The sequence below is a fragment of the Corallococcus sp. AS-1-6 genome (assembly GCF_020037015.1).
Lineage (GTDB): Bacteria > Myxococcota > Myxococcia > Myxococcales > Myxococcaceae > Corallococcus.
This window is the reverse complement of record NZ_JAIQDE010000022.1, coordinates 1-15,421: the sequence shown is the minus strand read 5'-3', so window position 1 is coordinate 15,421 and position 15,421 is coordinate 1. Positions and strand designations below refer to the sequence as shown.

Below are 15,421 nucleotides of genomic sequence, written 5' to 3'. Positions count from 1 at the left end.
TCGGGAGGCGCCGCGCGGAGGGAGTCCCACGGGACGTTTCCAGCATCCCGGCACGAAGCAGGACGCGTCGTGGAGCGTCCGCCCCAGGTGAGGTGGACTGCCCCCCACACATGATCCCCACGGCCCGCGCCATGGGGCTGGAGTGTGCGTTGACAGGTCGGGGCTCGCATCGCTTAACCTGTTGATGATGCGACGTTTCCTTCTCTTCTGTGCCGTCGCCAGCGTGCTCGGCTTCGGTCCCCTCTCCCCCGCGAACGATGCCTGGGCCCAGGGGCGTGCACGCGCCTCCAAGACGAAGGCCGCGAAGGCACCCAAGGCCAAGAAGGGCTCGAGCAAGGCGCCGCCTCGCATTGAGACGAAGTCGAGCACGGCCGTCACGGATCCGGTGACGGGGGATGCCTCGGCCGCCGCGACGTCGGCGCCGCCGCAGCGCGGCCCGTCGCGCATCGACTTCGACGACCGCCTCATCCAGGGCCAGACGAACAAGTCCGGCGCCGTGTATCTGTATGACCGCAAGGAATTGAAGACGCGGTCGATGCTTCGCGAGCGCGACAGCTTCCGCTCGGAGACGCTCGCCACCGTCTACGATCAGTAGGGCCGTACCGCCCATCACCCCTCGAAGGGAGCGTCACCGTTGAGCGGCCAGCCCAGCGTCCTGCAAGTCGTCATCCTCCGCGACGGCCTCCTGGTGGGGACGGAGGTCTTCGTCCCCGGCACGTACGCGCTCGGCTCCGATGCGTCGTCGGATCTGCGCTTGGACGACGCGGCCGTGTCGCCGCGCCATGCGCTGCTGTACTTCCAGAATGGCCGCACCGCGATCCAGGACGCGGGCGGAGGCACCAGCGGCGTCTTCGTCAACGGGCACCAGGTCACCGCCTGTGAGATCCGCTCCGTGGACGAGGTGCTGTGCGGGCCGTTCGTCCTGAAGACGCGGATCCTCAACCAGCGTCCCGTCGAGACCAAGCCGCAGCCGCCGCCAGAGGTCGCCGCGCTCCTGGGAGGTGCGGGGGCTCCGCCCGCCGCGCCCGTGAATGGTGGCAACGGAGCGACGCACGCGTTCGGGCCCGCGAATGGCTTCGCGCCCCAGCACGGCGCGCAGGCCGCGCACGCGCAGCAAGCCGCGCTCGCGCAACAGGCCGCGCTGGCACAACAGCAGGCCCAGCAGGCCGCCTACGCGCAGCAGCAGGCTCAGCAGGCCGCGCTGGCACAACAGCAGGCGCAGCAGGCCGCCTACGCCCAGCAGCAGGCACAGCGAACCGCGCAGGCCCAGCAGGCCGCACACGCGCAGCAACAAGCCGCGCTCGCGCAGCAGCACGCTCAACAGGCCGCACTCGCACAGCAGCAGGCCCAGCAAGCCGCGCTCGCACAGCAACAGGCTCAGCAAGCCGCGCTCGCACAGCAACAGGCTCAGCAAGCCGCGCTCGCACAGCAACAGGCTCAGCAGGCCGCATACGCGCAGCAGCAGGCCCAGCAGAACGCATATGCGCAGCAGCAGGCCCAGCAGGCCGCCTATGCCCAGCAGCAGGCCGCACACGCGCAGCAGCAGGCCCAGCAGGGCGCGCTCGCGCAGCAGCAGGCGCAGGCCGCATACGCACAGCAACAGGCTCAGCAAAACGCATACGCGCAGCCGCAGGCCCAGCAGGCCGCACTGGCGCAGCAGGCCGCCCATGCCCAGCAGCAGGCCGCGAAGGCGGCTCACGGGCAACAGGCCTCGCATGCGCAGCCCTCGGCCTCGAAGCCGGCTCCTGCTCCCGCCGTTCCCGCGGGCACCGTCCCCTCCACCCGGCGCCGTCCTCCTTCGGAGGCCATGCCCAGCCTCCTCGTCGCGGACGACCTGCTCGCGGACGTGGACACGGACGTCACCGCGCCCACCTCCGGCCCCCTCGTCCTCGACGCGGCCCCGGCCAGCCGCCCCACGCACGCGCCGAGGATCGGCCCGGGCAAGGGCGCGGCCCAGCTCTACCTGGAGCTGTACTGGGGCGCCGTGCGCCGCGACGCGCGCCGCTTCACCCCGGACGCGAAGAAGCCCGTGAAGGCCGCCGTGGACGAGCTGGCCCCCATGCCGCTGTGGGGCTTCTCCCTCCCCGAAGGTGACGACTTCACCCTCGCCGAGTCCGTCAACGGCAACTACCGCCTCTTCGTGCCCCCCGGCACCGACGTGGAGAAGGCGAACGGGGACGGCCGCTTCGCCCCCGTCACCACCGCCGCGCTCGAGTCCGACGGCAGCCGCCGCTTCGTCACCCTGCGCGACGGCGCCGCCGCCCGCCTCACCCAGGGCAAGATGTCGCTCGTCGCCTACGCGGCCCCCGCCCCCGAGCGCATCTTCGTCAACCCGCTCAAGGGCCTGCCCTGGCTGACCCTCTTCTTCCTCGCCATCTTCGGCGGCGGCCTGGGCTGGTTCATCGCCACCCGCCCCCAGGGCCCCGCGACCGCGGACTTCACCCAGAAGAACCTCCCGCCCGTCGCGCTGCGCCTCATCGCCCCCGAGCCCAAGAAGAAGGAAGAGGCGAAGAAGAAGCTCGAGACGCTCAAGAAGAAGGAGCCCGCGAAGGACAAGCCCGTCGTCGCGGAGAAGGCGCCGCCCAAGCCCGTGAAGGAAGTGCAGGTCCCCAAGGCCGTGGCTGCCGCGCCGGAGAGCAAGGCCCTCAAGGCGCTCGCGAAGCTGTCCGCCGCGGGCCCCGCCGCCAACGACCTGCTGGCCGCCGTGGACAAGCTGGGCAGCGGCCCGGGCAGCAAGAACGCCAAGCAGACCAACTACAAGCTCGCGGGCCTCATCGGAAAGGCGCCCATCGCCAACGCGGGCCTGGGCACCTTCGGCCTGGGCGGCGGCGGCAAGGGCGGCGGCGCCACCCTGGGCGCGGAGCTGCTGCGCGGCAAGGGCGGCGGCGGCATTGGCGCGCTGGGCGCGGGCGGCGTGGGCAAGGGCGCGGTGGGCGGCACCGTCACGCGCGCCACCGCGCGCAGCATCTCCTCCACGCAGGGCACCGTGGACCGCGAAGCCGTGGCCAAGGTCATCAACAGCCACCTCAATGAGGTGCACGGCTGCTACGAACGCGCGCTGCTCAAGGACCCCGGCCTCGCCGGCAAGGTGGTGCTGGAGTGGGCCATCGGGCTCAACGGCCGCGTCGCCTCCGCCAAGACGAAGTCCTCCACCCTCCGCAACGCCTCCGTCGAGGCGTGCATCCTCAGCAGCCTGAAGGGCTGGCAGTTCCCAGCCCCCAAGGGCGGCCAGGTCATCATCACGTATCCGTTCCTCTTCAACTCGGTCGGCTACTGACGCGGGGACGCCTCCCCCACCCCACGTCGTTCCCCGCCTCCTGACAGGAAAAAGTCCCCGTGCGATTCCTCCTGCTCTCCCTCCTGTGCCTGGTGCCCGGCCTCGCGCGCGCCCAGGCCGAGGAACTCGAGAACCCCGGCACCGTCTCCGCGGTGCAGGACCGTCTCTTCCGCATGCACCACGAGCTCTCGCTCGGCGTGGGCGTGCTGCCCGCGGACGCCTTCTACAAGGGGCTCATCGGCACCGTCGGATACACGTACCACTTCAGCGACACCGTCGCGTGGCAGGTGGGCCGCGGCACGTACAGCTACAACGTGCAGACCAGCCTGCGCCGCCAGTTGGAGCGCGACTTCGACGCGGCCCCCACCGCCACCGCCTTCGAGGACCAGGTGCAGTGGATGGTGGGCAGCGACCTCATGTGGAGCCCGCTGTACGGCAAGACGTCCTTCCTCAACGCCAACGTCCTGCACTTCGAGGTCTTCCTGCTGGCCGGCGGCACGGTGGTGAAGGTGGACCGCAGCGACGGCTTCCGCCCCGCCGTCAACCTGGGCCTGGGCGTGCGCCTGTTCTCCAGCCAGAACGTGTCCTTCCGGCTGGACGTGACCAACAACACCGTCTTCGCGGGCGCGTCGCGCATCATCAACGTGCCCACCGTGCAGATTGGGACGGCCTTCAACTTCGGCGCCACGGAATGACGTCACGCCCCCTCATCGTCGCCGCGCTCGCCAGCGCCGCGCTCCTCGTGTCCCCGACGGTCGCCCGGGCGGCGCCGGACGCGGGCACGCTGCCCATGCCACCCCCACCGGCCGCCGCCGCGAAGGCCGCGGGCGCCCCCACGGACGCGGGCACCCCCGGCCCCACGGACGCGGGCACCGCCGCCGGCACGCCCGCCCCCGCCAGGGCCGCCGTCGCGGAGGCGCCTCCGCCCCCGCCGCAGAAGGTGCCGCCGGAGACCTTCGACAACGCGCTCAAGGCCTACTTCGACGGCAAGCCGCGCGACGCCGCGGGCCCGCTGTACGCGTGGCTCCAGGCCACGCCCCGCACGGATGACAACTACGCGTGGGGCCAGTACTTCCTCGCGCGGAGCCTCATCGACCTGGGCCTCACGCACGCGGGCGCCACGTACCTGGCGCGCATCGCGCGCGAGCGCTCCAACCCCAACGTGCTGCCGCGCGCGCTGGACGCGCTCAAGGGGCTGACGGACCGGCCGCACGACGAGGTGATGATCGACGAGCAGGTCTTCGGCGCGCTCGACCTGGGCTTCCTCCCGGACGAGACGGGCGCCTACGCGCACTACCAGCAGGGCCTGGTGGACCTGCGCGTGGGCAACGAGCGCTGGGCCAACACGCACTTCTCCAAGCTGCCGGAGACCAGCGCGGAGGCGAGCCGCGCGAAGTTCGCGCTGCTCGTCACCCGGCTCAAGCAGGTGAAGGATCCGCCGGAGGAGATGGTGAAGGACTTCCTCGGCCTGTCCCAGGACGAGAAGCTCACCCGCGAGGCGCGCAACGAGGCGGCGCTCGCGGTGGCCCGCCTGCGCTACGAGAAGAAGGACTTCACCGGCGCGCTGGACGCGTACAGCAAGGTGAAGCTGCCGGAGCTGGACCCCGGCCGCGCCAGCCTCTACCTGGAGGAGGCGTGGACCCGCTACAAGCTGGGCGACCTGCGCGCGGCGCTGGGCATCCTCACCACGCTGGACGCGCCGTCCTTCCGCGATGAGTTCATGCCGGACAAGTACCTCTTGCGCGCGCTCATCTTCCGCGACCTGTGCCACTACCTGCCCGCCAAGCGCGCGGCGAAGGAGCTGACGCGCCGGTACGCGGACTCGCTGGAGTCCGTGCGCAACCGCGAGGACCTGAGCCAGGACGTGCGCCTGCGCCGCGCCGCCAACGCGCACGGCGGCACCCAGCGCGCCGCGAAGTTCGTGGCCCTGCTGGACCTGGAGGGCGAGCGCCTGGGCCGCTACGCCGGCAGCTTCGGCGACCGGCTCTTCGGGCACCTGACGCGCGTCTACGATTTGTCCCACGCGGAGGCCGTGCGCGTGTACGACGCGCGGCTGCAGGACGCCGTGCGCCAGGAGGCGGACACGCTGCTGCGCGCCGCGGAGCAGGTGCGCCTCATGGAGTACGAGGTCGGCCTCAAGCTGTACGAGCGCGTGAAGAAGGGCGCGCAGGTGGTGGCGGCGCAGGAGGAAGAGCTGCTGTCGCCCGCGCAGGTCGCCTTCAAGTTCGACAACGAATACTGGAACGACGAGCTCAAGTCCTACCGGGTCCGCATCGAGAGCCGTTGCATCGAGGAAACCCCATGACCGGCCCGTTCACCGGCCTCATCACCGCCGCGCTGCTCGCGGCCGCGGCCCCCGGCCCTGGCCGCGTAGGGCCCAACACCAACCCCATCGTGTCCAAGGCGAAGGAGCGCGAGGAGCTCATCGCCAAGCTCAAGCGCGACATCTTCAAGGTGGACCGCGCCATCGGAGAGACGGAGAAGCTCATCTCCAAGAGCCGCAACGCCCCGTACCTGCCGGACCTGCAGTTCCGGCTGGCGGAGCTCTACGTGGAGAAGAGCCGCTACGTGTACTACCTCCAGGCGGAGTCCCGGCCGGAGGGCGCCACGGGTGCCATCGTCTCCCCGGAGACGCGCCTGATGAAGCAGAAGGCGGTGCAGATGTACTACCGCCTGCTGCGCGAGTACCCGGACTTCAAGGACGGGGACCAGGTGACGTTCTACCTGGCGCACGAGCAGCGCGAGCTGGGCCAGTTCGACGAGATGCTCAAGACGCTGGGGGACCTGACGCGCAAGTACCCCAACAGCCCGCTGCGCCTGGAGGCCGAACAGATTCTCGGCGACCACTTCTTCGACAAGGCGGACCTCGTCGAAGCGGAGAAGCACTACCAGGCCATCCTGGAGCTGCCGCCGTCGCCGGTGCACGACCTGGCCCGCTACAAGATGGGTTGGATTCGCGTGAACCAGGCCAAGCACGCGGAGGCCGTCACGTTCTTCGAGGCGGCGGCCGCCAGCGCGCCCCTGCCCGGCGTGGACGTGAAGAAGGCGCTCAACGTCAAGCGCGAGGCCCTGCTGGACCTGGTCTACAGCTACACGGAGGCCAAGCCCCCCAAGGGCGCGCTCAACTACTTCGAGAAGCTCAGCGACAGCCGCGCCACGTACGCGCTCGCGCTGGACAAGCTGGGCAACCGCTACTTCATCAAGCAGCAGTACGAGTGGGCCATCCCCACGCTGCGCAAGCTGATGGAAGTGCAGCCCGACCCGGAGATGGACCTGGAGCGGGCCCAGAAGCTGTACGACTCGCTCAAGGCCGCCAAGGGCAAGGTGAGCCCGGAGCCGGAGGACATCCGCTTCCTGGTGCGCGCCGCGGTGCAGAGCAAGACGGACCCGGAGATGTCGGAGTCCGACCGCAAGAAGCAGCTCGCGGAGACGGAGGAGATGGCGCGCGACCTGTCCACGCAGGTGCACCTGGCCGCGCAGAAGGCGGACTCGCGCGAGCTGTACCTGAAGGCCGCGGACGCCTACCGCGAGTACCTGGGGCTGTTCCGGCCGGAGCAGTACGTGCGGCCCATCATGAAGAACCGCGCGGACGCGCTCTTCGCCGCCAAGGAGTTCCCGGAGGCCGCGCGCCAGTTCGAGGAGCTGGCCCGCTACGAGGACAAGGCGAAGGACGGCAAGGCCGTGGACACCGCCATGTACGGCGCGCTCCTGGCCCACTTCTCCACGCTCAAGCCGGAGGAGGCGCAGAAGCGCAACGCCTTCGAGGTGGCGGACGCGCGGCAGGCGCTGAAGCTGCTGGGCGCCTCCTACGTGTCGCGCTTCCCGCAGAGCCCGCATGTGCTGGACGTGAAGTTCAACATCGCGCGCGCCTACTACGAGGACGGCGAGTACCCGAAGGCGGCGGAGCTGTTCACCGCGTTCGCGCTGGCGCACCCGCAGTACAAGGACGCGCCGGTGGCGGGCAACCTGGCCCTGGACAGCCTGCGGCAGGTGAACGACTTCAAGAAGCTGGACGAGACGGGCCGCAAGTTCCTCGCGTCCGCGCTGCCGTCCGGCTTCCGGGGTGAGGTGCAGAAGATCCTCACGCAAAGCAAGGCCGAGGCCCTGGACGAGCTGGCCCTGCAGAGCGCGCAGGAGACGGGCGACGTCATCGAAGGCCTGATGAAGGTCGCGGACGAGAACAAGAACAGCGACATCGGCGAGAAGGCGCTCTACGGCGCGTTCACCGCCGCGCGCGAGAAGCGCGACCTGCCGCGCGAGCGCGAGCTGGGCGCGAAGCTGGCGCAGTCCTACCCCAAGAGCCAGTACCTGTCGGACGTGCTCCTGACGCTGGGCCGGCACGCGGCGGAGGCCGCGGCCTTCAACGAGGCGGCCGGCTGGTTCGAGCAGGTGGGCCAGAAGCTGACGGGCGACCTGGCGTCGGTGGACGGCTGGATGGCCGGCGCCCGCCTGCGCATCGCGCTGGGTGAGTACAAGGAAGCGTCCCGCAACCTGGAGACGGCGGCGGAGGCCGCGGGCGCGCGCAAGGGCGAGGTGCTGGCGCTGCTCGCCGAGACGCGCCTGAAGCAGAAGGACTACGCGCGCGCGAAGACGGCGGCGGAGACCGCGCTCAAGCTGGACAAGAACAACGTGGCCGCCGCGGCGGTGCTCGCGGAGGTGCAGGCCACCACCGCGCCCACCGCTCCGCCGGACGCGCTCATCTCCACACTCACCGCCGCGGTGCAGGGCCCCAACGGCCAGACGGAGGAAGCGGCCAAGGGGCTCTGGTACCTGGGTGAGATCCTCTACCGCGGCTACAAGGACCTGCCGGCGGACAAGGTGGAGGAGAAGGTCGCCGCGCTCCAGGCCATGGAGGGCGTGTACACGCAGGCCGCGTCGCTCGGGTATCCGGAGTGGGCGGTGGCGTCGCTGTGGAAGATTGCCCTGGCGTACGGCCACATCGCGGACGTGGTGGACCAGACGCCGGTGCCCGGCGGGCTGTCCGCCGCGGAGACGAAGCAGTTCCAGGACGCGGTGAAGCAGCAGGTGGGGCCGCTCAAGGCCCGCTCGGACGAAGCCTTCAAGGCCTGCCTGTCCCGCGCGGAGTCGCTGGAGGTCTTCAACGCGGCGGTGGTGGGTTGCCGCAACCGCACGGACGTGGCCGCGCTGCCGGTGCCGCAGCCGGCCGCGCCCACGCAGCCCGCGGCGCTGGAGGACCTGCGCAAGAAGGCGGAGAAGGTGCTCACCGCGGAGGCGCTGGAGGCCCTGGGCATGGGCTACCTGGACGCGCACCAGTACGGCATGGCGCAACTGACGTTCGGGCGCGTGACGGAATTGCAGGACACGCGCGCGTCCGCGCACGCGGCGCTGGGCTGGGCCATGCTCAACCTGGGGGATGCCATGGGCGCCCGCGCGGCGTACGCCAAGGCGCTGGAGGCGGACCCCACCTACGACAAGGCCCGCCTCAACCTGGCCGCGCTGCGCTGCCGCTTCGGCGACACGGACGGCGCGCGCCGCGAGCTGGCCGTGCTCAAGGACATGGGCACGCTCAACGGCCCGGACGTGGACGCGGGGTGGAAGGCATGCAAGTGAGCGCGCCCCTCCGCCGCATCGCCCCGGTGCTGTTCGCGCTCGTCGCCACCGCGTGTGGTGAGGAGGGCGGCCGGGTGGAGGGCAGCGTGTCGGAGCTCATCGACCTGCGCTACCAGCGCACGGAGGCGGCCCTGGCGGAGGGCACGCTGGCGGTGAGCTTCGTCAGCACGCAGGGCAGCGGGCAGGACGTGGTGTTGAAGGTGAGCGCGCGGGTGGCGGACATGCTGCCGGACAACGAGTACGCGGGCTCGCTGGACATCGACCTGGCGGAGGCGCTGGAGGACGGCTCGCAGCGGGGCAGCGTGGACCGCAGCGTGCTGGATGAGCCGGTGCGTCCCTTCCCGCCGCTCGTGCGCGGCAACCTCTTCGTGAAGTCCCTTCCGAAAAACACCGGGGACCGGGTGTCGGGCGAGTTCAACGTCACGTTCACCAACGGCACCGACGTCTACTCCGGCCGGACCCTCTTCAGCCGTTTCGAGGCCATCGCTCCATGAAGCGCCACCTGCTCCTCAGCCTGTCCCTCCTGACCGCCGCCTGCGGCCCGAGCTACGGCATGCGCGTGCCGGACGCGCTGGTGAAGAAGCTGCCGTACGAGACGCGCATCGAGCTCCTGGAGGCGGAGAACGACCTGGCGCTGGCCATCGACCGGGTGGACGAGGCGGACAACGAAATCAACCGCGCGCGCGACAACATCCGCCGCGCGAAGTCCCGCCAGGAGGCCGCCGAGGACGAGGAGGACCGCGCGCAGGACGCGGCGTCCCGCGAGGTGGCGCAGTTGGCCATCGCGGAGTCCGAGGCCCGCGTGGAGTACCTGCGCGCGCACCAGCGCCTCAACGTGGGGCTGCGCGAGGTGGAGCAACTGTCGCTGCGCTGCGCGTTCGCCCGCTTCGAGCTGGCGCGGCTGACGGCGGCGCGCAAGGCGAAGGTCCAGGGCAGTGAGCGCCTGGAGCCGAAGGATTTCGAGGAGCAGGTGTCCGAGTGCGAGGCCGCCGTGAAGGAAGAGCGCGCGAACCTCGGGGGGGACACGAAGGAAGCGCAGGCGGCGAAGGAGGCGTGGGAGGCGAAGAAGGCCGCCCTGGCCAAGAAGACCTTCGACGCGCGCGCCAGCCCGTACGTGGAGAACCTGTGATGACGAAAGCCGGAGTCCTTCTCCTCCAGTTGTTGACGGCCCAGGCTCCCGCTCCGGAGGCACCTCCGCCGGAGAAGCCCGCCGCGCGCGCGGACAAGCTCCCGGACGACCCGGACGCGCTCTACAAGCTGGGCACGGCCTTCCTGTCGCAGAACCAGCCGCGCCGCGCGGTGGCGCCGCTGACGAAGCTGGTGGGGCTCACGCCGGACGGCGTCCCCGCGAAGGTCGCGCTGGCGCGGGCGCTGCGGCTGTCCGGGGACGTGCCCAAGGCCAAGGCGGTGCTGGACGCGGCGCTGGCGGCCTTCCCGGAGGAGGCCACGCTGCGCTCGGAGCGCGGCCTGCTGGCGCGCATCCAGGACGACACGGACGAGGCCATCACCCAGTACTCCGTGGCGACGGAGCTGTCGCCCAGGGACGCGGAGCTGCGCTTCAACCTGGGCGAGGTGCTCCAGCGCGCGAACCGCACGGACGACGCCATCGAGGCGTACCGCGAGGCGCTGAAGCTGGACGGCGGGCTCCAGGTGGCGCGGGTGAACCTGGGCAAGGCGCTGGCGGAGAAGGGGCTGGCCGCGGAGGCGAAGGAGACGCTGCGCGAGGCCATCCGTCAGAAGGACAGCGACGCGGAGGCGCACTACAACCTGGGCGTCGTGCTGATGCGGGAGAACGACGTCACGGGCGCGTTCGCGGAGTACCAGGCGGCGCTGAAGGCGGACCCCAAGCACGCGCGCGCGCAGAACAACCTGGGCGTGGTGCTGGACGGCCAGGGCAACGCGCGCAAGGCGGCGGAGGCGTTCCAGAAGGCCATCACGTTGGATCCGAAGTACGCGGAGGCGCACTTCAACCTGGGGCTCGCGTGCTTCCAGTTGGGGGAGAACGCCCGGGCGACGAAGTCCTTCGAGAAGGCGCTGCTCTTGGAGCCCCGCCGCGCGAGCGGCCCGTACACGCAGTTGGGCCAGTTGTACCTGGCGCAGGGCAAGAAGACGCAGGCGGTGTCCGCGTTCCAGAAGGCCATCGAGAAGAGCGCCGACGACGGCAAGAAGACGACGGAGGCCTACCAGGGCCTGGCGCGCGCATATCTGGAGCTGGGCAAGGTGGACGACGCGCTGGCCACGCTGAAGACGGCGGTGGAGACCTTCCCGGACGAGCCCGGCGTGCGCGCGGGCTACGGCGACGCGCTCAAGGCCAAGGGTGACCTGGACGGCGCCATCGCGCAGTACTCGGCCTGCGTGAAGCTCCAGCCCACGGTGGAGAACCGGCTGATGCTGGCGGAGGCGTACGCGAAGAAGCACGTGGGCGCCCAGGCGCGGCCCCTCTACGAGGCCGTGCTCCAGGAGGACCCGAAGCACCGCGCGGCGAAGCTGGGCCTGGCGGACCTGCTGCTCGCGATGGGCGACTACGCGGCGGCGGAGAAGCTGCTCACGCCCGCGGCGGGCGAAGAGGCGGACACGGCGGCGCTGGCGCGGCTGGGCATCCTGCACTCGCGGCGCGGCCGGCCGGACCTGGCGGTGCCGGAGCTGGAGGCGGTGGTGGCGAAGGACCCCGCGCAGTTGGAGGCCCGCGCGGAGCTGGGCTTCCTGTACCTGCGCGGCGGTGACGACACCAAGGCGCTCCAGGTGCTGAGCGACGTGCTGGCGGTGGAGCCGCGCAACTCGCTGGGCCTGCTGTACCTGGGGCACACGCTGTACCGGCAGGGCAAGCTGCCGGAGGCGGAGAAGGCGTTCCGGGGCGCGTCGCAGGTGGACGCGAGCGCCGGCGAGCCGCACTTCGCGCTCGCGCAGCTCCTGGAGGCCACCAACCGCAAGCCCGAGGCGAAGAAGGAGTACGAAGCCGCGGTGAAGTTGCAGCCAGACCATGCGGACGCGAAGTCCGCGCTGCAGAAGCTGGCCGTCGACGTGCCGTGACGTGCGCGGCGGGGAAGCCTTCCCGCTGCCCCAGGGGTTGAGTCCGTGCTGGAGTGGCACGCTCACGCAGTCCCTGGGGAGGTACGTCATGAAGGTGCGGATGGGATTCGCCGCGGTATTGCTGCTGGGCCCGCTGACGGCGGGCGCGGTGAGCCAGAAGCTGCGTTACAAGTTCGAGTCGGTGTCCGACCCGGTGACCACCGTGGTGGACGACAGCGGCAAGGGCCACACGGGCACCGTGCAGGCGTCCAACGGCGGCACCGTGACGGTGGAGGCCGCGGGCTACGAGGGCCAGGGCGTGCGCTTCCCCGCCGTCTGTGTCGGGACGACGTGCGCGAAGGCGTTCATCAGCGCGGCGGACTCCGTGTCGCTCAACCCGGGCACGGCGCTGTTCTCCTTCGGGGCGCGCGTGCGGGTGACGCTCGCGGAGCTGAGCACGGACCACGGCTCCAACCTGGTGCAGAAGGGGCTCTCCTCCACGCCCCAGTGGAAGCTGCAGTTGGACGACGCGGTGACGGGCAAGCCGAGCTGCGTGGTGCGCACCACCGGCGGCGCGGACGCGGTCATCGTCAAGTCGTCCGTGGGCATCGCGGATGGCGTCTGGCACAAGGTGACGTGTCAGCGCACCAGCACCACGTTGACCATCCTCATCGACAACGTGGCCCGGGGCAGCGCGCTGCTCGCCAGCACCTACGACATCAACCCCACGGGCCAGTCCGTCGGCATCGGGGCCAAGAGCGCGGGGAACAACAACGACCAGTTCCACGGCGCCATGGACGAGGTGTACTTCAACCTGGATTGAGTCCGGGGCTATTCGCGCGAGCGCATGAGGGCGTCCGGCAGCGGAGGCCCCGTGGGCGTGGGGCGCGGTGACTCCGGGAGCGTCCGTCCGAAGGGGTAGCGCGCCTCCGCGTGGACGCCGAAGGACTCACCTCCGGCGCTCGCCAGCAGCACGAGGTCGTCGTCGGGGCGGGAGCCCTCGGGCAGTCCCAGGGTCCAGGGCACTTCCCGGGTGTCGCCGTCCAGGATGATGGGCGACGTGGGGCCCTCCCGGAGGACCGTTCGCGGCGGCACGCGCAGGGAGACCTCCACGGGCGCGGTGAAGCCCGGGCTCCGGTCCAGCCGCGCGATGAGCCGCACCGTGTCCGCGCTGACGTCCACCACCCGCCAGGAGACCTGCAGGGGCGCGGGGATGCGCGCCGTGGCGGGGAGCACCGTGGGAGGTGGCGCGGGGCTGTCCGTGGCCGTGGCGCCGTCCACCGGGCCTCGCGTGAGCACGGGTGTCACCGCATCCGTGGCGTGCGTCTTCACCGGGACGACAGGCCGCGCGCCCTGACGCTCGCGCGGCTTCACGTCCCCCGCATCCATTCCGTACGCGGGGAGCGCCACCGACCGCGCGGATGCGAGGAGCGTCGGTGAGGACGCGTGGATGGGCTTCTTCTGTGCCCGAGGAGGGGGTTCGGAAGGCCTTGGCGGCTTCTTGCGCCGCACCCGGTCCACACCGGAGGCCATGCCCGCCGAAAGTGCGCCAACGAGCGCCAGTGCCAGCACGGCCCCCGCCACGCGCTTGCGCATCAAGGGGCGCGGGAGGAACCGCCGGCGTCGCTGCATTGAACCTGGGAGTTTCATGGGCACGGGTCACCGCGACCTGCGATTCGCGGGCGCTTCTGGGGCTTGGGCCTGCGACGACCTCCGGCTTCGCGGGAGCGTCATGGGCACAGGGGCTCGTGGCTGGGATACGGGAAGGCCGTCGCGGGGTCGGTGGCCGCGTCCACCAGCGTGTTCGGGAAGCCCTGGCACATCAGCGCGTCCAGGAAGTCCGCGAGGCACGGTGAGGGCCTGCCCGTATCCACCACGGCCGTGAGCGCGCCCTGCGCATCCCGCGTCCAGGTGTGGCGCGTGTAGCCGCGCGCCCAGGGCGAACGGTTCATCGCGGGCGCGGCGAGCGCGTCGTAGAGGGGCTGGCTGGACGGTGTCCCGGTGGCCGCGCGGTAGAGGATGGCGGCCACCTCGTTCTCGTCCACGGGCTGGAGCAGCCCGGCTTCCGCGCGGGGCCGGGCCCAGGGGCTCACGGACGAGGCTCGCGCGGACAGGTCCACCCAGAACAGCGTCCCGCCCTGCCGGTCGAAGTAGCGGGGACTGCGGCGCGCGTCCGTGCTGAACCACGTGGCCCAGCCCTCGCTCCACGCCTGTCCCGGGAAGGTGGGCACGCCCACGTAGTGCGGCCCACCCTCCTCCGGGCTGGTGCCCCGGCTGGCCATCACCCAGTGCCCCAGCTCGTGCATCACCATCGCGTCCGACCACCACGCCGCATCCGAGTCCCCCGGCAGCCACACCTGCGCGTCCCAGCTCCGGCCCGCCGCCGTCACCGGCCACGGCGCGAAGCACGCCCCGCAGGACCAGGTCGTCCCGAAGCCGAGCCACGCCACCACGGGCAGGCCGTCGCGCCCGCCGTAGCGCTCGCGCATCCGGCGCCAGGCCGTGCCCAGCACGTCGAACACCGCCGCCGCGCCGGAGCCCTCGGACTCGGCGAGGGTGAACGAAGGGTGCTCCGACAGCTCGCGCGTCGTGCGCGACCAGCTCCAGATGCGGGCCGCGTCCCCCGGCACCGTCTTCACCGACTGCGCGCCCGGCAGCCCGGGGTCCGCCACCGCGTAGGCCACCGCGCCGTCCCGCCCCCGGCCGGCCGCGTACACGACGACGCGGTCGTCCTCGCCCGGGGAGGCCGACACCTTCAGCGTGAAGCGGCCGGCGTCATCCGTTACCTGCGAGTCGAGCACCTTCGTGCCCTGGAACGACACGATGAGGAACCCGCGAGCAGGCACCGGCTCCACGTCCGTCGTCCACGCGCGGAACTCCGCGTCCGGGAAGCGGCGCGCGTAGCGCACCGTGCCGCTCAACGTGGCTCCGGGCCTGCCGCAGAAGCCCCGGCCGGGCGCGGCTTCGCAAGGCACGTCACAGGCCCGCGCGGCCCACCGGCCGTTCGTGCACACATGCAAGGTCCTGGACTCCGTGCACCGCGAGACGCCGTCGACACACGCCGAGCCCGCGACACAGGCGACCTCGGGCGATTCGACGCAGGTGGTGTCCTCCGCGCAGTCCTCCCGGTGCACGGCCCCATCCACGCAGCGCTCCAGCACGCGAGGCCCCAGGCACCGTGACGGCGCGGGGAGCTGATCACACGCGAGCGCGGGCCGGACGGTCTCCTCGGGCAGGGACGTGACACAGGCCGCGCAGGCCGCGCCCTCGCAATCCACGGCACAGGGCGTCAGCTCCGCCCCCGGGTCGCACCCCGCGAGCGCCAGCGCCACGAGCGCCCAGCACCACACCCAGACCCCGCGTCCCACCAGGAGGAAACCTCGTTCGAGCCAGCGCCCGTGAGGACAGCACGCACGAGTCGACGTCAGGCAGAGCCAGGAGGGCGACGGCCCCCCTGCCCGCCCGCCCTGCCAGCCGCGCCGCGCACAAACCTGTCCGACTGGAGGTCTGCGCGGAATAGCGAGGCCAGTTGGCCGGCTGCCAAGCGACAAGGGGGACAGGAGC

11 protein-coding genes are annotated in these 15,421 nt (G+C 71.5%); 9 read left to right on the top strand and 2 right to left on the bottom strand.

The genetic code is table 11. From position 1 onward, the window contains the following. The first annotated feature begins 184 nt into the window (after positions 1 to 184). The 9 genes from K8612_RS26525 to K8612_RS26485 all read left to right on the top strand — a co-directional run bounded on the left by K8612_RS26525 (position 185) and on the right by K8612_RS26485 (position 12,680). Positions 185 to 595, top strand: a complete 411-nt coding sequence (locus K8612_RS26525; protein ID WP_223741291.1) for a hypothetical protein — start codon at positions 185 to 187, stop codon at positions 593 to 595. Between the two features lie 39 nt (positions 596 to 634). Further along, positions 635 to 3,277, top strand: a complete 2,643-nt coding sequence (locus K8612_RS26520) for an AgmX/PglI C-terminal domain-containing protein (protein ID WP_223764351.1) — start codon at positions 635 to 637, stop codon at positions 3,275 to 3,277. Between the two features lie 59 nt (positions 3,278 to 3,336). Further along, entirely contained in the window at positions 3,337 to 3,972 is a 636-nt protein-coding gene (locus K8612_RS26515; protein WP_223741293.1) for an outer membrane beta-barrel domain-containing protein, read from the top strand. Continuing rightward, positions 3,969 to 5,582, top strand: a complete 1,614-nt coding sequence (locus K8612_RS26510; RefSeq protein ID WP_223741294.1) for a hypothetical protein — start codon at positions 3,969 to 3,971, stop codon at positions 5,580 to 5,582. Before K8612_RS26515 ends, K8612_RS26510 begins: the two co-directional genes overlap by 4 nt. Then, the gene (gene bamD, locus K8612_RS26505) at positions 5,579 to 8,848 is read left to right on the top strand and encodes an outer membrane protein assembly factor BamD (RefSeq protein WP_223764350.1); all 3,270 of its coding nucleotides are present in this window, start codon (positions 5,579 to 5,581) and stop codon (positions 8,846 to 8,848) included. The genes K8612_RS26510 and bamD overlap by 4 nt, the downstream gene beginning before the upstream one ends. Further along, positions 8,839 to 9,342, top strand: a complete 504-nt coding sequence (locus K8612_RS26500; RefSeq protein ID WP_223741296.1) for a hypothetical protein — start codon at positions 8,839 to 8,841, stop codon at positions 9,340 to 9,342. The genes bamD and K8612_RS26500 overlap by 10 nt, the downstream gene beginning before the upstream one ends. After that, positions 9,339 to 9,977: a hypothetical protein gene (locus tag K8612_RS26495; RefSeq protein ID WP_223741297.1), complete on the top strand. Its 639-nt coding sequence runs from the start codon at positions 9,339 to 9,341 to the stop codon at positions 9,975 to 9,977. The genes K8612_RS26500 and K8612_RS26495 overlap by 4 nt, the downstream gene beginning before the upstream one ends. Beyond that, on the top strand, positions 9,977 to 11,878 hold the full coding sequence (locus K8612_RS26490; protein ID WP_223764349.1) for a tetratricopeptide repeat protein: 1,902 nt from the start codon (positions 9,977 to 9,979) through the stop codon (positions 11,876 to 11,878). Before K8612_RS26495 ends, K8612_RS26490 begins: the two co-directional genes overlap by 1 nt. An 88-nt stretch (positions 11,879 to 11,966) precedes the next feature. Beyond that, a complete protein-coding gene (locus K8612_RS26485; protein WP_223764348.1) occupies positions 11,967 to 12,680 on the top strand; it encodes a laminin G domain-containing protein in 714 nt (237 codons plus the stop codon). Positions 12,681 to 12,688: 8 nt separating this feature from the next. Here K8612_RS26485 and K8612_RS26480 read toward each other — a convergent pair whose 3' ends face one another. Together K8612_RS26480 and K8612_RS26475 are read right to left on the bottom strand one after the other, a co-directional pair. After that, positions 12,689 to 13,489, bottom strand: a complete 801-nt coding sequence (locus tag K8612_RS26480) for a hypothetical protein (RefSeq protein WP_223764347.1) — start codon at positions 13,487 to 13,489, stop codon at positions 12,689 to 12,691. Between the two features lie 98 nt (positions 13,490 to 13,587). Continuing rightward, the gene (locus K8612_RS26475; RefSeq protein WP_223741312.1) at positions 13,588 to 15,225 is read right to left on the bottom strand and encodes a hypothetical protein; all 1,638 of its coding nucleotides are present in this window, start codon (positions 15,223 to 15,225) and stop codon (positions 13,588 to 13,590) included. Positions 15,226 to 15,421: the final 196 nt, after the last annotated feature.